Source organism: Chryseobacterium edaphi (genome assembly GCF_025628985.1).
Classification (GTDB): domain Bacteria; phylum Bacteroidota; class Bacteroidia; order Flavobacteriales; family Weeksellaceae; genus Chryseobacterium; species Chryseobacterium edaphi.
The window spans coordinates 353,896-376,374 of record NZ_JAOTEM010000002.1 but is presented as its reverse complement, the minus strand read 5'-3'; the positions used below and the strand labels follow the sequence as shown (position 1 = coordinate 376,374).

Here is a 22,479-nt window from a genome sequence, read left to right as displayed (position 1 = left end):
TTTTAAATATATAAATCCGCAGATTTTTCTGCGGATTTTTTATTAAAAAACAGTTTCAGCTGAAACTGTTTTTACTATTTATTTTTTAACGAATTTAATTTCCATTGTTTTGAATTCTTTTCCTGTTTTAGAATCCGGACCATACATTTCCATTTTTTGAGTATTATCATCAATAAATGTGAAAACTTCTCTTACATTGCAATCTTTTCCAGGTCTTGAAGGATCTGTCATTTTTCCTTTAAATTCAATTGATTTTGTTGAAGGATTCCAGTCGCCTTCCATATTCATAATTCCCGTTCCCATATTGTCGATCCAGGTGCTTATAAATTTCTTTTTTGAATTGTCGTATGCTAAAATACTCATTCCCTCAAAAGGCATGCCCATCATATTTCCTTTGTGATTACTGATTTGATAACGACCGTCATACATCATTTTGTTGGTAGTTTCTGATTTACTTGTCATAGGTTTTCCGCCATTTTCCATCCACATTGTCGTTTCTCCAGACCAGTTTCCGTCAGATTTTGCCAGCATTTTTTGCATATCTCCAGGAGTTGCGTAATCCATCCATGCTTTCGTTGCAGTGGCAGAATCTACAGGTTTCCATTCTTCGGTGGCTGTAGAATCTGTTTTGTCTGAACCTGTTTTTACATCCATTTTTACTTTATCACAAGCTACAAAAAGAATAGCAACAGATGCTGCGAATAACAATTTTTTCATAATAGTTTAGTTTTAAGTTGATTATAAATTTAGTAAAAAATAGTATTCGAAGAATAATTATTTTTCTTTTGACTTTACAAAGTATTAGTTGTAATTTTGTGTATTGGTAACGCAAATTAAATTATGAGTTCTCCTAAAAAATTACAGGATATAAAAGTTGCAGTGGATGCAGTTGTTTTCGGATATTTTGATAAAAAAGATCTTCAGATTCTTTTAATTAAAAGAAAAATTGATCCGTTCAAAGGAGGTTGGGCACTTCCTGGCGGACTTGTTCTGGATGATGAAAATCTTGATGATGCAGTAAAAAGAGAATTACACGAAGAAGCAGGCATAAAACCCGATTTTCTGGAACAACTTTATACTTTTGGTAATGTGGGGCGAGATCCTAGGAACAGAGTGGTTTCTGTGGCTTATTTGGGGCTTGTTAATCCTTCTTATCACGAAATTTTTGCAGATTCTGATGCGGAAGACGCACAATGGTTTAGCGTGAATAAACTTCCCAAACTTGCTTTTGACCATGATAAAATTATAGATATTGCTTTAAAAAGACTTCGCACAAAGATTCAATATCAGCCGATCGGCTTTAATCTTCTTAATGAAGAATTTCCATTTTCAGATCTTGAAAATCTATACAAAACCATTGTCGGACAAGAAATCGACCGAAGAAATTTCCGTAAGAAAATCATGAGTTACGGACTTTTAAACGAAACCAATAACGTAAAAAAGGAAGGTAGCGGAAGACCCGGAAAATTATTTACTTTCAATGAAGAGAAATATAAAGAACTAGAAGAGCAGGGATTTTATTTCGAGATTAAATGATTCTATTTAATTGATTTTTACAAATAGAACGAAGTTCCAATATTAAAATAATTAGAACTTTTTGATTGATAGGAAAGGACTTTTGTCCGTTTTTTCATTTATTATCTAATTGATTTACCCAAAATTTAGCCGCAAAAGTTTAAAGTTGTAAAATTTGTATTTAAATAAAAATAAATTTTTATAGCTGAAAATCAATTATTTAAATTTATTAGTGTAAAATAAACGCAAATAAATTTGGTTAATAAAATCATAATCTTTTAAATTTGTGTAATAATAACGCAATTATGAGATACACACTAGAAAATATTATTGAAAAGTTTCAAAATAAAGAAAAATTAGAATTCCTGTTTTTCTGGGGACACACCGTGAAAGAAGAAGTTACAAAAGCATGTTTTAGCCAATGGTTTCCTGCTGAATTTGAAGAAGAGGGAAGAATTTACAAAACGGCAGAACATTATATGATGGCCGGAAAAGCTAAATTATTTAATGATCATGAAACTTTAGAAGAGGTTTTAAAATCAGAAACTCCCAGTCAGGCAAAAAGTTTAGGAAGAAAAGTCAAAAACTTTAATCCAAAAATTTGGGATGAGCATAAATATGAAATCGTAAAAGAGGGAAATTGTTTAAAGTTTTCACAAAATGATAAATTAAAAGAGTTCTTATTGTCAACAAATACTAAAACTTTAGTTGAAGCCAGTCCTTACGATACAATTTGGGGAATCGGAATGCTGGAAACCTACCCGAAAGCTGTAAATCCGTCTCTTTGGAATGGTGAGAATTTATTAGGATTTGCTTTAATGGAAGTGAGAGATTTATTAAAAGAATAAAAGTTCAAAAAATTTACTGCAAAACTATGTAGTTTCAAATTAGCGTAAATACAACACAAATCAACTTTAAAATATTAATTTAAAAAAATTAGTTATGGGAAGTACAAGATACGACATGGACGCTCGTTTCGACAGAGCAAGAAGAGCAGGATATGGGTCAAAATCAGCAAGTGAAATTTTCACGCAGAATGCAAAAAGAATGGCTCATGAATCTATGAATCCTAAAGGAGTCCTTTTCAGAGAATCGCGTGATTCTGAGGTTCATCCGAATACGGTTCCGATTATTTTGGGATTAGACGTTACAGGAAGTATGGGACATATTCCTCATGATCTGATTAAAGAAGGTCTACCGAAATTGATGGGCGGAATTATTCAGGGCGGAGTTCCCGATCCTGCGCTTTTATTCTTGGGAATCGGGGATCATGAATGTGATAGTTATCCTTTGCAGGTGGGTCAGTTTGAATCTGGAGATGAAGAGCTTGATATGTGGTTAACAAGAACTTATATTGAATCCGGAGGTGGAGGAAATGCAGGGGAAAGTTATCTTTTAGCTTGGTATTTTGCAGCTTTTCATACGAGAACCGATGCTTTTGAAAAAAGAAATCAAAAAGGATTACTATTCACAGTTGGTGACGAGCCATGTCTGAAAACACTTCCTGCCTCTTCGATTAGAGAAATTATGGGAACAGGACAGCAAACTTTCACACACAGAGAATTATTAGAAGAAGCAAAAAAAAGATATGAAGTATTTCACATCAATGTTTTACATTCCGGACAGGCAATGAATGCAGACCAAGGATGGAAAGATTTATTAAGACAAAACTGTCTGTCGATTACAGATTACAGAGATGTTCCTTATGTCATAAAAGATGTGGTTTGCAACAGGTTTAAAGATGATACTTCAAGGTCAATAGATTTCCGAGGATTTGATAATATTCAAAGGTTTTAAAAATGAAAACTGCACAAATAGTTATAGGCTTAGGTTTTGGTGATGAAGGAAAAGGAATCACTACAGATTTTCTGGCTCAGCAAAATCCTGAGTCTGTGGTTATTCGTTTTTCCGGCGGACAACAAGCAGCGCATACGGTGATGATTGACGAAAAAAAGCATATTCATTCAAGTTTTGCGAGTGGAGCTTTGCGTGGTTTGCCGTCTTATTTTACAGAGCATTGCACAATTCATCCGACTTTTTTATATAATGAAAGAGAAGAATTAATTAAGAAAAGCGGAAATGTTGAACTGCATATTCATCCATTGGCAAAAGTGACAACCCCTTTTGATGTTTTATCTAACAGAAAAAATATCAAAAATTTGGAACATGGAACCTGTGGAAAAGGAGTAGGAGCAACAATGAAGCGAAATGAAAGTCCGTTTAAATTATTTGCCGTTGATTTAATTGCTCCAAGAACAATGCTGATTGAAAAATTTAAAGGAATTGCCAATTATTACGGTTTTGTTGAAGGAGAAGAAATTGAAAATGCTTTGAACGACTTTTTAGAAGCTATCGATAAAATTGATTGGAAAATAGAAGGTTATGAATATTTAAGAACATTCAACAATCTTATTTTTGAAGGAAGTCAGGGAATTTTATTGGATATGGATCACGGCGTTTTTCCGAATGTAACTTTTGCCAACACTACTTCAAAAAATGCTTACGAAGTTTGTAAATTGTTGCAAATTGAAGATATAGAAATGTTTTATGTGACACGAAGCTACTCAACCCGTCACGGAAGTGGATGGATGAGCAATGAAAAAAATTTATCGCTCAAAAACAATGAAGAAGAAACCTGTATTTTTAATGAATATCAAAAGGATCTTAGATTTGGCGATTTAGATTACAACTTATTAAATTATGCATTGAAATTGGATGAAGCTTATGTTTTTGCGAACAAGAAAAATCTGGTGGTAACTTGTCTGGATCAGTTGGATGAAGAATTTAAAATAGAAAATCTTGAGGTGAAATTTGATGCGGTTTTTGGTTCTTATTCTCCATATTCTAAGGATTTTAAAGAATTAATTAATATTAGAAAACACAACGATGAAAAAAATTAAAATCAAATGATCATGAAAACTATAATATATTTAAAAGGAGACGCTACAAATCCACAAACTCAAGGTAACAAAATCATTACTCATATCTGCAATGATACTGGAGGTTGGGGAAGAGGTTTTGTAATGGCAATTTCTAAAAGATGGAAGAAACCAGAAAATGAATATAGGAATTGGTTTCAGAGCGGAGAAAATTTTAATCTTGGAGAAATTCAAACAGTTCAGGTTGAAGAAGATATTTGGATCTGTAATATGATTGGTCAGCATAAAACAATCTCAAATTCAAAAGGAATTGCTCCAATCAGATACGAAGCAGTCGAAAAATGTATTGGAAAACTAGTTGATGAAGCCTTAAAATTAAATGCAAGTGTACATATGCCAAGAATTGGTTGTGGTTTGGCGGGAGGAAAATGGGAAGAAATTGAACCAATTATTGAAAGAACATTGTTGAAAAATAATGTGGAAGTATATGTTTATGATTTTGAATAAATAAAATACTAATTAAAATGACAAATAAAGGAATGGCAAAAGATACATTAGACATCTTAGCCAAAAAATATTATATAAACGAACACAACGAAAAGGTAGATATAGAAAACGAACTGGAAATCTGTAAAAAAGAAACAGGTTTGTTTTCACCGGAAGAACTTTCGGAAATGACAACAAAAGAACTTCCCAAAACAAATTTCGAAACTCAATTTGAGGTTTGGAGATGCAGTTCTTTAAAAGCAATTTTACAATTAGCTGAAGAAGAAAATCAGGAGAAATTGATGTGTCTGAATTTCGCATCAGCCAAAAATCCCGGTGGAGGTTTTATCAACGGAGCTGAAGCTCAGGAAGAAAGTCTTGCAAGAACATCGGGATTGTATGAGAGTTTACTTCAAGGTTGGGAATATTACGAAACACATCGTGCTATGAAATCTTGTTTTTATACAGATACGATGATTTACAGTCCAAAAGTTCCGGTTTTCAGAAAAGATAAAGGTGAATTGCTGCCAAAACCAGTTTTGTGTAATTTCATCACGTCTCCAGCTGTAAATGCAGGTGTTGTAAAACAACAGGAGCCGGAAAGAACTCATGAAATCTTCGGAGCAATTGATCTGAGAATGGATAAAATGTTAGCATTGGCTTTCAATCAAGGAAATGAAACCTTGATTTTAGGAGCTTGGGGATGCGGAGTTTTTAAAAATGATCCGAAAGAAATTGCAGAGCTATTTAAAAAGCATCTTCACGGAAAGTATAAAAATAAATTTAAAAGAGTGGTGTTCGCAGTTTTGACGAAGAAAGAAGAAATGATAAAGCCGTTTGAGGAAATTGTAAATTAGTATAAAGATTCAAAATAATCTTATGAAAGCGTACAAATATAGATCAATAGAAGATGATGTTTTTAAAAGAGATTTTAAAACATTAAGTGAAAACTGTTTTTTTACTCCTAATTATAGTAATTTGAATGATCCATTTGATATCTATTTTAATGAAGAAATATCTCAATTTATAAGTCTTTTGAAAACTTTATTTCCGTATCAAGAATTGGATAATTTCGAAAATCAATTTAGAGAAGTTTTAGATTTCAAAGAAGCAATCGGAGTTTATTGTTTAAGCAAGGATTTTTTAAATGAACAATTATGGGCTTATTATGCAACTTCTTATTCAGGATATTGCATCGAATATGATTTAGAAAAATTGATTGATAAAGGTCAGAACTTTGATTTTCAATATAAATTTGAAATTGACTATAAAGACAATATTCCAACTTTAGGGATTGATGATCTTACAAATTTACAAGATGGCTTTATTAAAAAAATGTTTGCTACTAAAAAATCGACATGGAAGCATGAAGAAGAAATAAGGTTAATTTTTGATAAGTATGGAATAAAAAAATTTCACCCTTCTTCCATTACAGGAATTTATTTTGGAATTAAAACACCAGAAATAATTAAGGAATCTTTTTATGGACTTTATAAAGATATGGATGTGAAATTTTATGAAGTATTTCCATCAAATTTTAAATTGGATTTTAAACTTATTAATGAAACAAAAAGAAAATTGAAATATGATTTAAACAAATTTAATTATAAGATACTCAAAAATAGTAATAATACAATCCATGAATCTTTTCATATCTTCTACAATAGCTCAACAGAAGAGTTACAGCTTCAAGAATTTATTAAAGCGTTTAGAGAGAAATTTTGTATCAAAGAGAACACTTTATATATCTATAATAATAAAGAAGTTAAAGATATTTTAGATATTTATCCAAAAAATGATGAGGAGCACATAAAACTTTGTGAATCTTTAATTACTGATGTTTATAGTGATGATGAAAAAATTATTTATTACCCTTTGAAGGATTCTAAATATGATGAAATATTAAAAAACAAATGAAAAAACTAACCATATTAACGGGCGCAGGAATCAGCGCCGAAAGCGGAATAAAAACATTCAGAGACGGAGATGGTCTTTGGGAAAATCATAATATAAAGGATGTGGCAAGTCCTGAAGGATGGAGAAAAGACAGAGCTTTGGTTTTAGAATTTTACAATCAGAGACGTCGCCAACTTCATGAAGTTGAACCAAATGACGCTCATAAATTAATTGCCGAACTGGAAAAACACTTTGATGTTCAGATTATCACTCAGAACATTGATGATCTTCACGAAAGAGCAGGTTCTACCAATATCATTCATCTTCATGGAGAATTATTCAAATCTTGTTCATGTAACAATAAAAGTTTGATCTATGAACAGAAAGATGATATCAATATCGGTGATAAAGCAGAAGATGGAGCACAATTAAGACCTTTTATTGTTTGGTTCGGAGAAAATGTTCCTTTGATGAAAGAAGCGACGGAAAAAACAAAAGAAGCGGATATTTTCTTAGTAATCGGAACTTCTTTACAGGTTTATCCGGCTGCAGGATTGCTTCATGATATTAAAGATGATTGTTTGTTAATTGTAATCAATCCCAACGAAACAGGTTTCGGATACGGACAAAGAGCAGTGGTCATGAAAGAGACTGCAACAAAAGGAATGAAATTATTGTTTGATAAGCTTGTAAATTTAGCGTAATGGAAAATATTGTTAAAGCTGGAATTTTCGGAGTTTGTATTGGTGATGCTTTGGGTGTTCCAGTGGAATTTAGAAGCCGTGAACAATTGAAACGTTCTCCTGTTACAAAAATGAGAGCCTTGGGAACACATCATCAACCTGTAGGAACGTGGAGTGATGATGGTTCTTTAACATTATGTCTTGCAGATAGTCTTTGCACTGGATATAATCTGGAAGATATAGCTCTAAAATTCTTACAATGGTATAATGCAGAAATTTGGACACCTCATGGAAGAGTTTTCGATATTGGAATAGCAACTTCGCAAGCCATTCATAGAATTGGCAAAGGCGTTTCTCCAACTTTATGTGGCGGTACAAGTGAGTTTGATAACGGAAACGGTTCTTTAATGAGAATTTTACCGTTATTATTTTATATTAAAGATTTCCCAATTGAAAAGCGTTTTGAAATAACGAAAGATGTTTCCAGTATTACACACGGACATATTCGCTCTGCCTTGGCTTGTTTTATTTATTTGGAATTTTTGTTAGAAATTTTGAAAGGAAAAGATAAATGGGAAGTCTATAAAGCAATGCAGAATACAGTTCGGAATTTTTTAGATCAGAATCCTATTTGTTCTCAAAATGAAATAGATAAATTCCATCGAATTTTAGAATTAAAAGTAGGTGAATATGATGTTGCTCCGCTGCATACATTACAAGAAGAGGAAATAAGTTCTTCCGGCTACGTTCTTCATAGTTTGGAAGCTTCATTATGGTGTTTCCTAAACTCCGAAAGTTATTCTGAAGCTGTGTTGAAAGCAGTCAATTTAGGAGAAGATACTGATACAACGGGAGCTATCACGGGTGGAATTGCAGGAATTTATTATGGTTTTGAAAATATTCCTGAAGAATGGATTGCGGAGTTGGTGAGAAAGGATGATATCGAAAACTTATGTATTAAATTAGAAAACAAATTAATGAAATAAAAACACAAACCATGAACGAACAACAAAAGAAAAAAACAAGCAAATTTCTGAGCTATGTTCTCAGGCATCATCCAGAACTCATCAATTTGAATTTGGATGAAAACGGATGGGCAAATGTTGACGAATTGATTACAAAATCAACAAACGATTCTCCGGGTTTTACCTTTGAAGAGTTGGATGAAATTGTACAAACCAATGATAAAAAACGTTTTATTTTTAATGAAGATAAAACCAGAATCAGAGCAAATCAAGGGCATTCGATTTATATCAATCTGGCTTTGATTCCACAGCAACCACCAAAATTTCTCTATCATGGAACAGCTCAAAGTAATATTGAATCCATCTTAAAAAAAGGAATTGAAAAAAGAAACCGACAACACGTTCATTTAAGTCAGGATAAAGACACCGCAACCAAAGTCGGAATGCGTCACGGAAAGCCAGTTATTTTAATTATTGATACAGAAAAAATGTCCGCAGACGGGATTGAATTTTATCTTTCCGAGAATGATGTTTGGCTGACGGATTTTGTGGATGTAAAGTATATTTCTCAAGTTTGATTTAAGCTTTAATCAGTTAAAATTTAAAATATTATAATCAAAATAAATCCAGCCTTTTTCCTTTCCGAATTAAGGTGTTTTTCCTTTAAGTTTTATGTTTTTATAAAGCGAAATTTGTTCTGTTAAACCATTAAAACCAAAAATCATGGCAACTAAAAAACATTTTTTCGTTTCATTAGAAGGAGTAGATCTTAGCGATGAACAATTAAAAAACATCGACAAAGGAATTCAGAATGTAGTACTTTCTGAGCTGTCAAAAGTTGATAACACGCAGTCTTTCGCTGCTCAGAGAGATTTCAGAGCAATTACAAAACCTCTCCGTATCAAAGACTGGTTTCCTTGGGGAATCATCATCTTCAAACCGCAGATTGATATTCAGTCTCAATTGAAAGACATTCAGTCTCAAATCAAAGCTTATGGAGGCTAAAAGCAGCTCATCAAAAAAGATGTGTCCCAGTTACTTAGGGAAAACCGGGGCACAGCTTTTTGGAGTATTGGGAAAAGACGGGAAGGTGAATTTCATAACGCCGCTTACCGTCACAGAAGAGTTTATAGAGCTCAATAAAGGAAAAGACAATCTCGAACAGAGATTCCGTTTTACAGGAAAATGTGTAGAAAAAGGTTGTTCACAATGGAATAACGAAGAATCAAAATGTTCGCTCTCAAAAAGAGTTCAGAATCGTGAAACAAAAAAAGTGCAGGAATTATCATTTTGCCCGATTCGTTCGCATTGCAGATGGTTTTTCCAGGATGGTGAAAATGCCTGTTATTCATGTAACGAAGTAACCCGGAATATGGAAGAGATGCTTTTGAATATTTAGTAACTTCGGTTTTAAGACGACTTAAAAATAAAAAAATACGCTCCAATTCGAAGCGTATTTTTTTATTTTTTAGGCAAACCTTTTTTCAAGGCATGGTTTGCTCTTTCAACTGCTTTTTTCTCTTTCCAGTCCATGTATCTTTTTTTGTATCGTCCTTTCATGAAATTATCAAAATTTCTCTGAACCGTCAGATTCCAAAGCGAATTGGCTTTTACTGCCCAGGATTTGTCCCATGCACGAAGAGAAAGTGAAAAACTTCCGTCCAGATATTTCATCCAGTGCCACCATCCGGTTGGCATAAATAAAGTATCACCATGCTCCAAGAAACATTCTATTCCTTCGATGCCGTCAAGCGCAGGAAACTTTTCAAAATCAGGATTGGAAATATCAAAATCTTCTAAAGAATACGTAGCATAAGGAAGTTTGTACAATCTGTCTCTCCATTTTTGTTCAAAAAGAAGAACATGTTTTCTTCCATTAAAGTGGGTATGGAAAATATGGGCTAAATCGATATCGTAATGTAAAAATGTAACCGAACTTTTTCCGCCAAAAAACATGGATGGATATTTATCTAAAAACCCGCCCATTAATTCTGAAGGAGAAATATAATCTTCAAGTAATTTGTTGGCGCGTTTGATGGGATCAAAAAAGAAAATTCTTAGATCAGTCGGCTCTCTTTGAATGAGATCGATGTAATCTGCAAACTTCATTTCTGTAGTCGGAGTATTAATAGGAGCTGCAGGATCAGCTTTTTTACTATCATAAAGAGGAACGGTGACATCGCCTACAACTTCCTTTACATAATCCATCGTCCATTTTTGGTAAGCCGGCCATTTTCTAGCCATATTTTTGATCACCACCGGTCTTCTTGGTTTCAGATATTTCTCGCGGAATTCTTCCTGAGTAATATCATCAACAATATCTATAGGTTTTAAGATAACCCCCATTATTATAAATTTTATGTTACAAAATTATTAAATAAATAGATAACGCCATCAGTTTAATATTTTTTTAATCTATGAACTTCATCATTTTTTTATTTAAATTGAATAAAAATTTGTTTTTTCAATGCTGTGAAATTTATATTTATAATAAATTATTTAAAAAGATGAAGAGCAAATAAGTGTTTACAGAGTATTTGTTTTAAAAAAAGTAATTTATTTTCGAGAATATAAGATTACTACGAAAAAAAATTATTTTTTTTGCACTCATTTTTCCCTTAGATTTGACATATGGTAGTGAGAAATTCGCGCAACATTTTATATCAGTCTGTGTAGAATGTGTTTCTCTAAAACCTAAATGATGCATCATTTAAATTAAAAATTAATTTAAAAAAGTTTTCTATACATATGAAAACTATCATTAACATTTAAAACAAAACTATTATGAAAAAAGCTATTTTAGGCTTAGCAATGTTTGCTACAACTTTTGCATTTGCAAGAACTTGGACGATAACTACATCTTGTGGGACTACTGTTACAAAGAATATCTCAGATAATGCAACAATTAGTCAAATTAAAGATGCAGTATCTCAAGTTAATCTAAATGAATGTGGTGTAAGACCAACTTCAATTACTCTTACAATCTAATTGTTTAGCAAAGATATCTAAACGGAGACTGTTGTAAAACAGTCTCTATTTTTATTATTAGAAAAATATTATTTTTAATTAACCTTTCAATGATGACCAAATTATTTAAAATATTAATACTATTAATTTATGGTACTTTTTTTTCCCAATCCATCACATCCGATTATCTTGCTACATATGATATAAAATATCCTTTTTATGGCAAACCAAATAATGAGCAATTTATTTTATTTATCAACACCAAAGAAAATGTCAGCCTTTACAAAAGTACTAATCAATACGTATTGGATTCACTTATAAAAACTAAAAAAGTTGGTCAAAATGATGTCAATGCTCAACTAAAATATAATACAGCAATTCCTGAAATTGTTGTAAGAAGAAAATCTAAATTCCAAGTTTACGAGCAGGTTATTGATACCAAAATAAGATATGAAGAACCTGAAGACATAAAATGGACGATCCTCAATGAGAGAAAAACGTATGCAGGATATAAAACAAGAAAAGCATACACTACTAAGTACGGCAGAAAATGGATAGCTTGGTTTGCTGAAGATTTACCTTTAAATTTCGGACCGTACAAATTTTCAGGATTACCGGGTTTAATTATTCGTATGTACGACGAAAAAGGTGAATACTATTTTACTCTATCCCAATTTAAGAAAAAGAGGAGAGAAATAATTTTACCACAAGATAAAAACTACAAAGCTTTTACAAAAAAAGCTTTTAAAAATGCAAAGTATAATATTCAGACAGATCTTAGTAATTCGGCAATCATTTTTAATGACAGCAAGGAGAGAAAAGAGTGGCTTGATGGCATTATTAAAAGAATTAAAAATAGCCCCAATTTAGATATTGAATAATATTTAAAATTAAAACACAAAAATCATAAAAAAAACCTTGAAACTTCAAGGTTTTATTATGAGAAAAGGTGAAATTTCAAATTTTTATCACTATATTTGTAGTTATAAAACAAATTTAACCTTTGCCTGAAAATTACATCTCTATAGAGTGTAACAAAAAAGCAATACTAATAACTAATTACTCAAATAATAAATACTGAAATCGCCGTGATTGGTAAAATACCATCATGAATCAAGGTGCTGCGATTTCATATGGCCTTTTAAAAAAATAAATATAAACATATGAAAAGAAAAATCTCCTTATTTCTCATGGTGTTTTTTTCCGTTATTGCTTTTGCACAAAAAACAGTTTCAGGGAAAATTACAGATGAAGACGGTGTGGCAATCCCAAGCGCAAGTGTAACGGTGGAAGAACTAGGAAAAGATGCAATTCTTGCCTACGGAATTACCAATTCTAAAGGGGAATATAAGGTAACATTCACTTCTGCAGAATCAAATGTTGATCTGAAAGTGAAAGCCTTCAACCAAAAACCTTTAACCAAACAAATCAGCAACAGCGATCAGACATTGACCTTCAAAATGCAGTCTGAAGCTACGGAAATCAAAGAAGTTCAGCTGAAAACCAAAATGATTACTTCAAGAGGTGACACTATTGCGTATGATCTGAAAGCTTTCGACAGCAAAAACGACCGTACTTTGGCCGACGTGATGAAGAAAATCCCGGGAATTGAAGTCAATGCAGACGGGTCTATTCTTTACCAAGGAAATGCAATCAATAAATTCTACGTCAATGGAAAAGATTTGATGGAAGGCGGTTATGGAACGATCAACAACTCGCTTCCAAAAGACGCTGTACAAAAAGTTGAGGTTCTCGAAAATCACCAACCCGTAAAAATGCTTCAGGGGAAAATTCCTTCTGATGCGGCAGCAATTAATATTAAGCTTAAAAATTCGGTAACGATGACAGGTCGTGGCGAAGTAGGAACCGGTTTTGGAGATCCGTGGCTTTGGAATGTAAAATTAACACCGATGTTTTTTGGTCAGAAAAGCCAGTGGGTGGTCAATTATAAAACAAATAATGTTGGTGAACAGGTCGAAAACGAAGGGAACATCTTAGCATTCGGAAACAGATTTGAAGGAAGAAGAATAAACGCCTCACAAAATGACTGGCTGAATGTAGAAAATGCAAGCACACCTAATCTTCCTGTAAGAAGATATTTAATGAATAATGTACATTATCTATCGGCAAATTATCTGACCAATATTGATAAGAAAAAAGAATGGGAGCTTAAAGCAAATGCAAACTATACCAATAATGCAGTCGAAAGAGAGTCGTATTCCCAAACAGATTATTTTGCGACATCAAAAACTCCTGCATTCAGTATCAAGCAGAATATATTAAATAATTTTTACACAGATAAGGCAAAAGGAGAATTGATTTTTACAAAAAATGCCAAGAAAGGATTTTTCAAAAATTCAACAAGCTTCTCACAATTTTGGAATGCCGACAGAGCATTTGTTGACAGAACAGACGCGACAAGCAACAGAACCGGAAATCAGGCAATACAATCACCAACTTCATCATTTCAAAACTCATTGAGTACAATTATACCTTGGAAAGAGAAGATGGTTAATATACAGTCTTTCATCAACTATCAAAATGATGTTCAAAAATTAGATATTTCGCCGGCTTCTTACCTTAATATTCCTGGGTTTTTTCCCGGAGTTGCTACAGAATCTGTAAGACAGAACTTACAGCTGAAAACGTTTGAGGCTAATCACTCTGCAAATATTGGTTTTTCAGCAAAAGGTTGGACTTTTACTCCTGAGATCGGATTAAATTATAAATCAACCGATTTGAGATCAGCACTAAATAAAAATATCAATGGAGAAGCGTATGGTTACGGAATTGATTTTGATAATGATCTGAAATATACAACTGCAACACCTTACGGAAGCGTGGGGATTAATTATAAAGATGATTCATGGATGCTTTACGCAAATGTTCCGGTAAATTCAAATAACATCAAAGCGGAAGATCCTCTGAGAAATGTTTCTAAGTCAGTAAATAAAGTGACCTTTGAACCAAACCTATTTGCTCAGTATAATTTTGCTTCATTTTTTAAAGCATCATTAAATGGAAATATCAGCAATAATTTTGGTGAGGTAAATACAGCGTATTCAGGACTTCTGATGACATCACCAAGTGGATTAAACGCTATGGCTGCCGAAAATCCTATTCCTGAAAACAATAATAAATCTGCAGGTGCACGATTAGAGTACAGAAATCCGCTGAATAATTTGTTTTTCAATGTGAACTATAGATTATCTGACGCAAAAAGAAATTTAATTTCAAATCCTACAATCAACCAATCAGGATATACTGTAGTAGAATATATTGTGCAAGACAATAATGTGGTCAATAGCGGATACAGCGCAGAAATCGGAAAATATTTTCCAAAATTCAAAACCAATGCTTCTCTTAGCTACAGCAATAATACTTCAAAATCTGATGCGTTTTTAAATGATGCTGCATTTACAAACAAAAACAACAGCCAATCTTTTGGGATTAAATTTAATAATACTTATTTCAGCTGGATGAGCATAGATTATAATGCAAGTATTTCCAAAACAAAACAAACCAGTGTAGGATCTACTGATTCCGGAGCTTCAAGAACAGGATTTACACATAATCTTGGTGCTTTCTTCTATCCAATCGAAAATCACACCATTGGTTTTAACTGGGATCAGGTAAATACAAGTGCTGCCAATCAGGAATACCATAATGGGTTTTACGATCTTTCATACCAATTTACATGGTCAAAAAAGAAAATTGATTTTGAAGTGAAGTGGATGAATATTGCAAATAAAAAAGTTTTCGAAACATATGATATTAATACAACGAATATCAGTTACACAAGAATATTGCTTCGTCCAAGCCAAGTCATGTTCACAGTAAAATTCAATTTTAAATAACAAAACAAACCCAATCTTAGCAAGATTGGGTTTGTTATTTTTAACTTAATTAAAAACTTATTTGCATATAAAATCATTGCAAAATTGATTAAAGGCTTAAAAAGGAAAAAAAATATTTATTTTTGGAAAAAATTTCAATTGAATGAGAAAAAATTTATACAATAAAATTAAAAGCTTTTTGCCATATTTCAATGAGTATGGGATCAAAGAAGGATATAAGCTTTATAAAGAGATTTCATCTTCAGACTTAAAGAATATACACGTCTATGGGATGAAGCATCCTATACAACTTAGAAAAAATGAAAAATCTGATTTGGAAGTTTTTAAACAGATTTTTATTGAAAAGCAATACAACCCGGGCTATTACAAAAACCCCAAAATCATTATAGATGCAGGAGGCAATGTCGGACTTTTTTCAGTTCTAATGAAGAATAAATTTCCTGAAGCAAAAATTATTACAATAGAACCGGATTCTGATAATTTTCTGATAGCAAAAAAGAACCTTGAAAAATATCCTTATATACAAGTATTAAACAAAGGACTTTGGAGTAATGATGTTAAATTAAAAATCATTGATGAAGATGTTGCAAAGTGGGGAATTCAAGTAGTAGAAGATAATCAAAATGGTAAAATTGAGGCTATCTCCGTCAATACAATTATCAAAGAAAACAATTTTGACAAAATTGATTTATTAAAAATGGATATTGAGGGTAGCGAAAAAGAAGTGTTTTCCAAAAATTATGAAGAATGGTTGCCAAAAGTAAAAATGCTAATCATTGAACTTCATGATTCTATGCAAAAAGATTCATCTAGAGTGTTTTTTGAAGCCTTGAATAAGACCTGGTCTCATTATCATCTTTTTGTAAGCGGCGAGAACTTGGTAGTAGAGAATCTTTCTTTGTAAAGATCATTTTTTAAGATAAAAATTTCAAGAACCAATCTTCTGAAGATTGGTTCTTTTATTAAATCACAAATTTAAAAACTTTCCAGATCAGCAGTCGGACCATAACTTCCGGGAAGCTGAATATCATTTAATCTGTAATACACTCCCAATTGTGCACGATGGTGGGTAATTTGACTTAAGCTGTGACGAATTGCGCCATACTTCGTCCAGGAAGATAAAGTGTGACCATCATTTTTTAAAGACCAGATTGGATTAAGATCTTCTTCGGTTGCCTTTTCCAGAGCTTCTTTGCTGGCTTTGTAGTTGTCTTCAAATACTTTGAGCAAATCTTCTTTTGTGGTCAATAGTTTTGGCTTTAAATCGCTCTTTGCAAAATCAAGCTCTGAACTGTTAAGCATAAACCCAGCCCAGCCAAAAATTTCTGCTATATGAGTGACCAAATGTGCCATTTTCATGCTTTTCGGATGCGGAGCATAATCGTTTTTATCTTCGGGATAAATTTCAAAAAACTTCTTTGTCGTTTGATACTCGGCTTCGAGCTCGTCTCTGAATTGTTTTAAAGTGTTCATAAAATTTTGTTTTTAGGTTATTTAAATTTAAAAATTTTAGAGAAAACAAAAGCTAAAGAAATTTTAATTAAAAAAAATCTGTAACAAAATTGCACAACTGCTAACTAATTATTTAAACGTTATTAAAATGAAAAATTTATTTTCAATAGTATTGATTGCAGCTTTTGCAATTGCTAATGCACAGGAAACGGCAAACAGATTCTTTTATGAATTGACTTACAGGCCAAAACAGGATTCTGCCAAAATGGAGAAAGTTATTACCGTTTTGGATATTACAGATAAAAACAGATCTGTATATCAGGATTACACAATAATTGCTCAGGATTCTATTATGAAAGTTGAAATTGAAGCCATGCAAAAAGCAGGAATCATGAAAGATCTTTCAAAATCTCTTAAACAACCCAAAATTTCTGCTAGAGTTTACAAGACTTATCCAAGCATGAAAATTCAGTTTGTTGAGAAGATAGCAAGCGGATTTACTCCTGCAAATATCGGTTATAGTGAAGATGCAAAATTCAACTGGAAAATCTTAAATGATAAGCAGAAAATCGGTGAATACAATACACAAAAAGCGACTACAGAATTCGGTGGAAGAAAATGGACGGCTTGGTTCAGTTCAGATATCCCTTTTCAGGATGGACCGTACAAATTTTCAGGACTTCCTGGTTTGATTGTAAAAATTGAAGATGATGCTAAGAACTATTCTTGGGTGCTTCAGGGGAATAAAAAAGTAAAAGATTATACGGAATTCTCTTATATAGAAAACTTAATGCAGGCAAAAGGAGGGAAAGTGAACGAATTACCAAGAGATAAATTTGAGAAAAAATTCGGCGAGTTCAAAAAAGATCCGTTTGCTACAATCAGACCTATGATGACTCAGGAAATGATGTCAAAATCAATCCCGGGAATGGAAGGAACAATCGGTGATATGATGAAAAAACAGGAAAAGCAGTATAAAGATTTCTTTAATGCCACTGACAACACAATAGAACCTGCTTACGGAAAAGTGATTGTTGGTGAAGTTGAGAAAGTCGGTAAAGAAAATGATAAAAAATAATATTCATATTTAACTCAACTATATTGAAATAAACCCAAATGCAGAAATGTATTTGGGTTTATTGTTTATGATAGTTTTTGTGAATCTTTAAAATCAGTCTTATTTAGATTAAATTTAAATAGAGTATATTTGCAATGTCTAAAAACATAGGTATTGAAAGATAACTATTTACAGAAACTAAGCAGCTTTCCTAAGAACAAACTTGGGAAAATTTTGGGCTATGATAATGATCATCTGAAAATGCCCAACAAAATCATAGAAATGGGGCTTTTGCCTGAAACTGTTTTCAGAATTCTGTATCAGGCTCCTTTCAATGGTCCTCTTTATGTGGAGTTTGGCGAAGAAAAAAGCCGCATTGCACTGCGTAAAGAAGAAGGTGAGTATATCATGGTAGAAGATTGGAATTGATGCAGCAACAAAACAAAAAACAGATACTTTTAGTCGGAAATCCAAACGTAGGAAAATCAACGGTTTTTAATGCACTTTGCAACAAAAAACAGAAGACCGGAAACTACGCAGGTGTTACTGTTTCAAGTCATTCCGGAACTTACGCTTATAAAAATGAAGAAGTTGAGGTAGTAGATCTTCCCGGATCATACAGTATTTATCCGAGTTCTGAAGACGAAGCTATTTTTTCTAAATTTCTTCTGGAAGCGCAGAAAGATTTTACAGGAGTTGTTTATATTTTGGAGGCTTTAAGTTTAAAAAGAGGCTTGCTTTTGTTTCAGCAGATTCAGGATTTAGGAGTTCCGATGATTTTGGTGGTAAACCAGATGGATCAGGCAGAAAGAAGAGGTATCAATATCGATATCGAAAAGTTTTCCGAAGCTTTGAATATCAAAATTATTCAGACCAATGCGAAGGAACAATTAGGAATTGAAGCTATTCAGGAAGCTGTTTTGAATAATGATTTTGCTAAAACAGAAAAACCATCATTTGAAATTCCTGCTGAGCATAAAGATTTTTTAAGCAAGGTTTCTGCACATAATAAGTTTGAAAACGATTATAAAGCTTGGATGAGTCTCTCAATCGGCGCAGATTTAAATAAATTGGCTTCAGCAACAGAGTTAATTAATGATCCAGAATCTAAAAGTCTGGTTCCGAAAAGATTGCAGGTGCAGGAAGTGGTTAGGAGATACCAAAGTATTGATAAAATTTTATCAAATGTTATTTCTAAAAAACCTCAGTTTAAAGAATTATTGACCGAGAAATTAGATAAAGTTCTTGTTCATCCGATCTTAGGTTATGTTGTTTTTATTGGAATATTACTGATTATTTTTAATAGTGTTTTCTTTCTTGCAGAATATCCGATGAATTGGATTGACGAGTTTTTTGCTTGGCTTTCAGCATTTACTAAAGAGAATTTACCGGAAGGTCCAATCAATTCATTAATTTCCGACGGAATTGTTCCCGGATTAGGGGGAATCATCATTTTCGCACCCCAAATCGGGATTTTATTATATTTCCTTTATCTTTTGGAAGATTCAGGATATATGGCAAGAGTTATTTTCCTGATGGATAGGTTTTTAAGACCATTTGGATTAAATGGTAAAAGTATCGTTCCATTGGTTTCAGGGACAGCTTGTGCAATTCCTGCAGTGATTTCGACAAGAAATATCGAAAATTTCAGAGAAAGATTGCTGACGATTTTGGTGACACCGTTTATGACCTGCTCGGCTAGACTTCCGGTATACAGTATTATTATTGGGTTGATTATTTCGGATAAAACGATTTTTGGAATTCAATATAGAGCTTTGGTGCTTTTAGGAATGTATCTTTTAGGATTTTTTGTTGCGTTACTTTCAGCAGCTATTTTGAAAGGTTTCATTAAAAATAAAGGAAAGACTTATCTGGTTATGGATTTACCTACTTATAAAAAACCGCTTTTTGGATACGATTTGAAAATGGTTTTAGGGAAAGTCTGGGACTTTATAACAGGAGCGGGAAAAATTATATTTATTGTAAGTATTATCATTTGGTGTTTGAGTTATTTCGGACCGAAACAAAATCCGGATCAGATTGTTGCTACAGATGTACATTTGGATCACTCGTATTTAGCTAAAATGGGAAAAGCAATAGAACCCGCAATTGCTCCTCTTGGATACGATTGGAAAATGGGAGTTGGAATTCTGACGAGCTTTGTAGCAAGAGAGGTTTTCGTGGGAACGATGTCTACTTTGTATAGTTTGGATGACGACGCTCCTGAAGGAAAAGTAATCGATAAAATGCGAATGGATGTAAAACCAAATGGCGAAAAAGTCTTCAGTTTTGCAACCGGTATTTCAGTTTTATTGTTTTACGCGTTTGCGATGCAGTGTGTTTCTACCATTGCGGTAGTTTACAGAGAAACCAAAAGCTGGAAATGGACTGGCTTTCAGGTGGTAATGATGACGGGTTTGGCATATTTTGTGTCATTAATAGCTTATCAAATCTTAAAATAATGGAGTCTTCCTTAATTTTTCAATACATTATTATCGCTCTTGTGGTGCTTTTTGCCTGCTATTCTTTATTCAGATTTATTAGGAAAAATTTTGCGCCGAAGAAATTTCATTCTAAAAGATCAGGCTGCGATAAGGACTGCGGGTGTTCTTAGAAGCCTTCTGCGAGTGATCATCATTAACAAAGTTTAAACTCTTTTTTTTGAAAGGAACAACTTACTAACGTTAAGCACAATTCATCAATCGATCTTTCTTTTATTCGTATTTTTGCAAAAACATTTTTAAAAGTATGTCATTAATAAAAAGTATCTCCGGAATCAGAGGAACGATTGGTGGAAAAGTAAATGATAACTTGACGCCGCTTGATGTCGTAAAATTTGCTTCGGCATTCGGAACCTGGCTTCAGAATAATAAAAATAAAAAGGATTTAACCTTAGTGATCGGTCGTGATGCCAGAATCTCAGGTTCAATGGTGAATTCTTTGGTAACTGCAACTTTGCAGGGATTGGGAATCAATGTAGTAGATCTTGGACTTTCTACAACTCCTACAGTAGAAATTATGGTTCCTGAATTAAATGCTGACGGTGGAATTATTTTAACCGCTTCCCACAATCCAAAACAGTGGAATGCTTTGAAATTGCTCAACGAAAAAGGAGAATTCATCAACGGTGAAAATGGTGCTGAAGTTTTAGCGTTGGCAGAAAATGAAGATTTCAATTATGCTGAAGTTGATGATTTAGGAAAATATGAAACCAGAGATGATGCTTTTGATATTCATATTCAGCAGATTCTTGATTTGCCGATGGTAGATGTCGAAGCCATTAAAGCTAAAAAATATAAAATCGTTTTAGACGCCGTAAATTCTACAGGCGGAATTGCAATTCCGATGCTTTTAGATAAATTAGGCTGCGAAACGGTAAAATTATACTGTGAGCCCAACGGACAATTCCCACACAATCCTGAACCGTTGAAAGAACATTTGGGAGATATTTGTGAATTGGTGATCAAAGAAAAAGCTGATTTTGGTGTTGTCGTAGATCCGGATGTTGACAGACTGGCTTTGGTAGATGAAAACGGAGAAATGTTTGGCGAAGAATATACCTTGGTTGCCGTTGCAGATTATCTGTTGAAAAACAAAAACGGAGTTGCCATTTCAAATCTTTCTTCAAGCCGCGCATTAAGAGATGTGGCAAAAACGCACAACTCAGAATATTTTGCAAGTGCTGTAGGAGAAGTGAATGTGGTGAATTTGATGAAAGAAAAAAATGCCGTGATCGGTGGTGAAGGAAACGGTGGAATTATCTATCCTGAACTTCATTACGGAAGAGATTCTTTGGTAGGAGTTGCTTTGTTTTTAACGCATTTGGCAAAAGAAAACAAAACAGTTTCTGAACTGAGAGCTGGCTACCCAAGTTACTTCATGGGAAAAAAGAAAATCGAATTAACTCCGGAAATAAATGTTGATGATCTTTTAACTAAAATGGAAAAAGAATATCAAAATGAAGAGGTTTCTACGGTAGACGGTGTGAAAATAGATTTTGAAAACAATTGGGTTCACTTGAGAAAATCGAATACAGAACCAATTATCAGAATTTATACAGAGGCTTTCTCACAGGAAGAAGCCGACAAATTAGGCGATGACATGATTGCAAAAATCAGAAGTTTGATTTAATTCAGAATTTTTGTATATTTAGTATAGAATAACAGCACAATGACAATTACCATTAATCCTAAAAACAAAAAAGAACTTGCCAAAATAAAAGCGATTTTAAAGGCGGTTGAAATTGATTTTGTAGAAGAAATTCATGATGATGATTGGTGGGATAAAATTTCTGATGCAGAAAAGGAATTAATAAGATCAGGAATAAAGGATTTTGAAGAAGGAAATGTTGTTTCGCATGAAGATTTTTTAAAATCATATGGAAGATGATAAAAATAATCTGGTCAATTCGTGCAAGAAAACAATTTGACAAGGTTTATCAATATTGGACAAATCATAACGAATCAAATATTTATTCAGAAAAAATTCTTGATGAAACTTTACGAATGATTAATCTACTGAGAGATCAAAATAAAATTGGACTAAAAAGTAGTATGAAAGAATTACGAAGAGTTTTAATTTTGGAAAATTTCTCATTAAGTTATCGGCTTTCAAAAAAAGAAATTAAAATATTTTCATTTTTTGATAACAGACAAAATCCGAAGAAAAATAAATTTAATTAAAAAAAGTTTTTTCGAAGTTTATAAAATAATTTTGAACTTT

25 protein-coding genes are annotated in these 22,479 nt (G+C 32.8%); 22 read left to right on the top strand and 3 right to left on the bottom strand.

Translation table 11 applies throughout. The annotated features are described in order from the left end of the window. Positions 1-78 precede the first annotated feature (78 nt). Positions 79-717, bottom strand: coding sequence for a DUF1579 domain-containing protein (locus NZ698_RS09925; RefSeq protein WP_263002954.1), 639 nt, complete (start codon positions 715-717; stop codon positions 79-81). 123 nt (positions 718-840) lie between these two features. On the opposite strand from NZ698_RS09925, the gene NZ698_RS09920 reads away from it, so the two are divergent. The 12 genes from NZ698_RS09920 to NZ698_RS09865 all read left to right on the top strand — a co-directional run bounded on the left by NZ698_RS09920 (position 841) and on the right by NZ698_RS09865 (position 9,823). Next, the gene (locus NZ698_RS09920; protein ID WP_263002953.1) at positions 841-1,536 is read left to right on the top strand and encodes an NUDIX hydrolase; all 696 of its coding nucleotides are present in this window, start codon (positions 841-843) and stop codon (positions 1,534-1,536) included. 284 nt (positions 1,537-1,820) lie between these two features. After that, positions 1,821-2,363, top strand: a complete 543-nt coding sequence (gene ybiA / locus NZ698_RS09915; protein ID WP_263002952.1) for a riboflavin biosynthesis intermediates N-glycosidase — start codon at positions 1,821-1,823, stop codon at positions 2,361-2,363. A 94-nt stretch (positions 2,364-2,457) separates the two neighbouring features. Next, on the top strand, positions 2,458-3,312 hold the full coding sequence (locus NZ698_RS09910) for a hypothetical protein (RefSeq protein WP_263002951.1): 855 nt from the start codon (positions 2,458-2,460) through the stop codon (positions 3,310-3,312). A gap of 2 nt (positions 3,313-3,314) precedes the next feature. Continuing rightward, complete coding sequence (locus tag NZ698_RS09905; protein ID WP_263002950.1) at positions 3,315-4,415, top strand: adenylosuccinate synthetase; 1,101 nt, start codon at positions 3,315-3,317, stop codon at positions 4,413-4,415. A 12-nt stretch (positions 4,416-4,427) separates the two neighbouring features. Further along, complete coding sequence (locus NZ698_RS09900) at positions 4,428-4,901, top strand: macro domain-containing protein (protein ID WP_263002949.1); 474 nt, start codon at positions 4,428-4,430, stop codon at positions 4,899-4,901. 17 nt (positions 4,902-4,918) lie between these two features. Beyond that, the gene (locus NZ698_RS09895; protein ID WP_263002948.1) at positions 4,919-5,737 is read left to right on the top strand and encodes a TIGR02452 family protein; all 819 of its coding nucleotides are present in this window, start codon (positions 4,919-4,921) and stop codon (positions 5,735-5,737) included. Positions 5,738-5,759: 22 nt separating this feature from the next. Next, a complete protein-coding gene (locus NZ698_RS09890; RefSeq protein ID WP_263002947.1) occupies positions 5,760-6,797 on the top strand; it encodes a DUF2971 domain-containing protein in 1,038 nt (345 codons plus the stop codon). Then, complete coding sequence (locus NZ698_RS09885; protein WP_263002946.1) at positions 6,794-7,480, top strand: SIR2 family NAD-dependent protein deacylase; 687 nt, start codon at positions 6,794-6,796, stop codon at positions 7,478-7,480. The genes NZ698_RS09890 and NZ698_RS09885 overlap by 4 nt, the downstream gene beginning before the upstream one ends. Beyond that, positions 7,480-8,445, top strand: a complete 966-nt coding sequence (locus NZ698_RS09880) for an ADP-ribosylglycohydrolase family protein (RefSeq protein ID WP_263002945.1) — start codon at positions 7,480-7,482, stop codon at positions 8,443-8,445. The genes NZ698_RS09885 and NZ698_RS09880 overlap by 1 nt, the downstream gene beginning before the upstream one ends. Positions 8,446-8,456: 11 nt before the next feature. Further along, positions 8,457-9,002 carry an RNA 2'-phosphotransferase gene (locus NZ698_RS09875; protein ID WP_263002944.1) on the top strand — a complete coding sequence of 182 codons (546 nt, stop codon included), beginning with the start codon at positions 8,457-8,459 and terminating at the stop codon, positions 9,000-9,002. A gap of 145 nt (positions 9,003-9,147) precedes the next feature. Continuing rightward, positions 9,148-9,429 (top strand): hypothetical protein, encoded by a 282-nt coding sequence (locus NZ698_RS09870; protein WP_263002943.1) that lies wholly within the window; start codon positions 9,148-9,150, stop codon positions 9,427-9,429. Continuing rightward, positions 9,419-9,823 (top strand): hypothetical protein, encoded by a 405-nt coding sequence (locus NZ698_RS09865; RefSeq protein ID WP_263002942.1) that lies wholly within the window; start codon positions 9,419-9,421, stop codon positions 9,821-9,823. The genes NZ698_RS09870 and NZ698_RS09865 overlap by 11 nt, the downstream gene beginning before the upstream one ends. Positions 9,824-9,885: 62 nt before the next feature. On the opposite strand, the gene NZ698_RS09860 is transcribed toward NZ698_RS09865, so the two are convergent. After that, a complete protein-coding gene (locus tag NZ698_RS09860) occupies positions 9,886-10,770 on the bottom strand; it encodes a cupin-like domain-containing protein (protein ID WP_263002941.1) in 885 nt (294 codons plus the stop codon). Positions 10,771-11,208: 438 nt separating this feature from the next. On the opposite strand from NZ698_RS09860, the gene NZ698_RS09855 reads away from it, so the two are divergent. The 4 genes from NZ698_RS09855 to NZ698_RS09840 all read left to right on the top strand — a co-directional run bounded on the left by NZ698_RS09855 (position 11,209) and on the right by NZ698_RS09840 (position 16,152). Then, entirely contained in the window at positions 11,209-11,412 is a 204-nt protein-coding gene (locus NZ698_RS09855; RefSeq protein WP_263002940.1) for a hypothetical protein, read from the top strand. Between the two features lie 89 nt (positions 11,413-11,501). Then, positions 11,502-12,272, top strand: coding sequence for a GLPGLI family protein (locus NZ698_RS09850; protein ID WP_263002939.1), 771 nt, complete (start codon positions 11,502-11,504; stop codon positions 12,270-12,272). Between the two features lie 282 nt (positions 12,273-12,554). Then, a complete protein-coding gene (locus NZ698_RS09845) occupies positions 12,555-15,248 on the top strand; it encodes a TonB-dependent receptor (protein WP_263002938.1) in 2,694 nt (897 codons plus the stop codon). 142 nt (positions 15,249-15,390) lie between these two features. Continuing rightward, positions 15,391-16,152, top strand: a complete 762-nt coding sequence (locus tag NZ698_RS09840) for an FkbM family methyltransferase (RefSeq protein WP_263002937.1) — start codon at positions 15,391-15,393, stop codon at positions 16,150-16,152. 71 nt (positions 16,153-16,223) lie between these two features. On the opposite strand, the gene NZ698_RS09835 is transcribed toward NZ698_RS09840, so the two are convergent. Further along, positions 16,224-16,721 (bottom strand): DinB family protein, encoded by a 498-nt coding sequence (locus NZ698_RS09835; protein WP_263002936.1) that lies wholly within the window; start codon positions 16,719-16,721, stop codon positions 16,224-16,226. Between the two features lie 127 nt (positions 16,722-16,848). Between NZ698_RS09835 and NZ698_RS09830 the strand changes: the two genes are divergently transcribed. From NZ698_RS09830 to NZ698_RS09805, 6 genes are all read left to right on the top strand, one after another. Continuing rightward, positions 16,849-17,778, top strand: coding sequence for a GLPGLI family protein (locus NZ698_RS09830; RefSeq protein WP_263002935.1), 930 nt, complete (start codon positions 16,849-16,851; stop codon positions 17,776-17,778). Positions 17,779-17,931: 153 nt separating this feature from the next. Further along, positions 17,932-18,186, top strand: a complete 255-nt coding sequence (locus NZ698_RS09825) for a FeoA family protein (RefSeq protein ID WP_263002934.1) — start codon at positions 17,932-17,934, stop codon at positions 18,184-18,186. After that, entirely contained in the window at positions 18,186-20,219 is a 2,034-nt protein-coding gene (gene feoB / locus NZ698_RS09820) for a ferrous iron transport protein B (RefSeq protein WP_263002933.1), read from the top strand. The genes NZ698_RS09825 and feoB overlap by 1 nt, the downstream gene beginning before the upstream one ends. A 286-nt stretch (positions 20,220-20,505) precedes the next feature. Beyond that, positions 20,506-21,888: a phosphoglucosamine mutase gene (gene glmM, locus NZ698_RS09815; protein ID WP_263002932.1), complete on the top strand. Its 1,383-nt coding sequence runs from the start codon at positions 20,506-20,508 to the stop codon at positions 21,886-21,888. 39 nt (positions 21,889-21,927) lie between these two features. Further along, positions 21,928-22,146: a DUF2683 family protein gene (locus NZ698_RS09810; protein ID WP_263002931.1), complete on the top strand. Its 219-nt coding sequence runs from the start codon at positions 21,928-21,930 to the stop codon at positions 22,144-22,146. Continuing rightward, on the top strand, positions 22,143-22,439 hold the full coding sequence (locus tag NZ698_RS09805; protein ID WP_263002930.1) for a type II toxin-antitoxin system RelE/ParE family toxin: 297 nt from the start codon (positions 22,143-22,145) through the stop codon (positions 22,437-22,439). Before NZ698_RS09810 ends, NZ698_RS09805 begins: the two co-directional genes overlap by 4 nt. Positions 22,440-22,479 lie beyond the last annotated feature (40 nt).

Excerpts from the sequence above, each read along its gene's own strand:
- NZ698_RS09870 (WP_263002943.1), top strand. The coding sequence starts at position 9,148 with ATGGCAACTAAAAAACATTTTTTCGTTTCATTAGAAGGAGTAGATCTT.
- NZ698_RS09910 (WP_263002951.1), top strand. The coding sequence starts at position 2,458 with ATGGGAAGTACAAGATACGACATGGACGCTCGTTTCGACAGAGCAAGA.
- NZ698_RS09885 (WP_263002946.1), top strand. The coding sequence starts at position 6,794 with ATGAAAAAACTAACCATATTAACGGGCGCAGGAATCAGCGCCGAAAGC.
- NZ698_RS09920 (WP_263002953.1), top strand. The coding sequence starts at position 841 with ATGAGTTCTCCTAAAAAATTACAGGATATAAAAGTTGCAGTGGATGCA.
- glmM (WP_263002932.1), top strand. The coding sequence starts at position 20,506 with ATGTCATTAATAAAAAGTATCTCCGGAATCAGAGGAACGATTGGTGGA.
- ybiA (WP_263002952.1), top strand. The coding sequence starts at position 1,821 with ATGAGATACACACTAGAAAATATTATTGAAAAGTTTCAAAATAAAGAA.
- NZ698_RS09840 (WP_263002937.1), top strand. The coding sequence starts at position 15,391 with ATGAGAAAAAATTTATACAATAAAATTAAAAGCTTTTTGCCATATTTC.
- NZ698_RS09880 (WP_263002945.1), top strand. The coding sequence starts at position 7,480 with ATGGAAAATATTGTTAAAGCTGGAATTTTCGGAGTTTGTATTGGTGAT.
- NZ698_RS09890 (WP_263002947.1), top strand. The coding sequence starts at position 5,760 with ATGAAAGCGTACAAATATAGATCAATAGAAGATGATGTTTTTAAAAGA.
- NZ698_RS09900 (WP_263002949.1), top strand. The coding sequence starts at position 4,428 with ATGAAAACTATAATATATTTAAAAGGAGACGCTACAAATCCACAAACT.
- NZ698_RS09855 (WP_263002940.1), top strand. The coding sequence starts at position 11,209 with ATGAAAAAAGCTATTTTAGGCTTAGCAATGTTTGCTACAACTTTTGCA.
- NZ698_RS09805 (WP_263002930.1), top strand. The coding sequence starts at position 22,143 with ATGATAAAAATAATCTGGTCAATTCGTGCAAGAAAACAATTTGACAAG.
- NZ698_RS09875 (WP_263002944.1), top strand. The coding sequence starts at position 8,457 with ATGAACGAACAACAAAAGAAAAAAACAAGCAAATTTCTGAGCTATGTT.
- NZ698_RS09865 (WP_263002942.1), top strand. The coding sequence starts at position 9,419 with ATGGAGGCTAAAAGCAGCTCATCAAAAAAGATGTGTCCCAGTTACTTA.
- NZ698_RS09830 (WP_263002935.1), top strand. The coding sequence starts at position 16,849 with ATGAAAAATTTATTTTCAATAGTATTGATTGCAGCTTTTGCAATTGCT.
- NZ698_RS09850 (WP_263002939.1), top strand. The coding sequence starts at position 11,502 with ATGATGACCAAATTATTTAAAATATTAATACTATTAATTTATGGTACT.
- NZ698_RS09810 (WP_263002931.1), top strand. The coding sequence starts at position 21,928 with ATGACAATTACCATTAATCCTAAAAACAAAAAAGAACTTGCCAAAATA.
- NZ698_RS09835 (WP_263002936.1), bottom strand. The coding sequence starts at position 16,721 with ATGAACACTTTAAAACAATTCAGAGACGAGCTCGAAGCCGAGTATCAA.
- NZ698_RS09925 (WP_263002954.1), bottom strand. The coding sequence starts at position 717 with ATGAAAAAATTGTTATTCGCAGCATCTGTTGCTATTCTTTTTGTAGCT.
- feoB (WP_263002933.1), top strand. The coding sequence starts at position 18,186 with ATGCAGCAACAAAACAAAAAACAGATACTTTTAGTCGGAAATCCAAAC.
- NZ698_RS09895 (WP_263002948.1), top strand. The coding sequence starts at position 4,919 with ATGACAAATAAAGGAATGGCAAAAGATACATTAGACATCTTAGCCAAA.
- NZ698_RS09860 (WP_263002941.1), bottom strand. The coding sequence starts at position 10,770 with ATGGGGGTTATCTTAAAACCTATAGATATTGTTGATGATATTACTCAG.
- NZ698_RS09905 (WP_263002950.1), top strand. The coding sequence starts at position 3,315 with ATGAAAACTGCACAAATAGTTATAGGCTTAGGTTTTGGTGATGAAGGA.
- NZ698_RS09845 (WP_263002938.1), top strand. The coding sequence starts at position 12,555 with ATGAAAAGAAAAATCTCCTTATTTCTCATGGTGTTTTTTTCCGTTATT.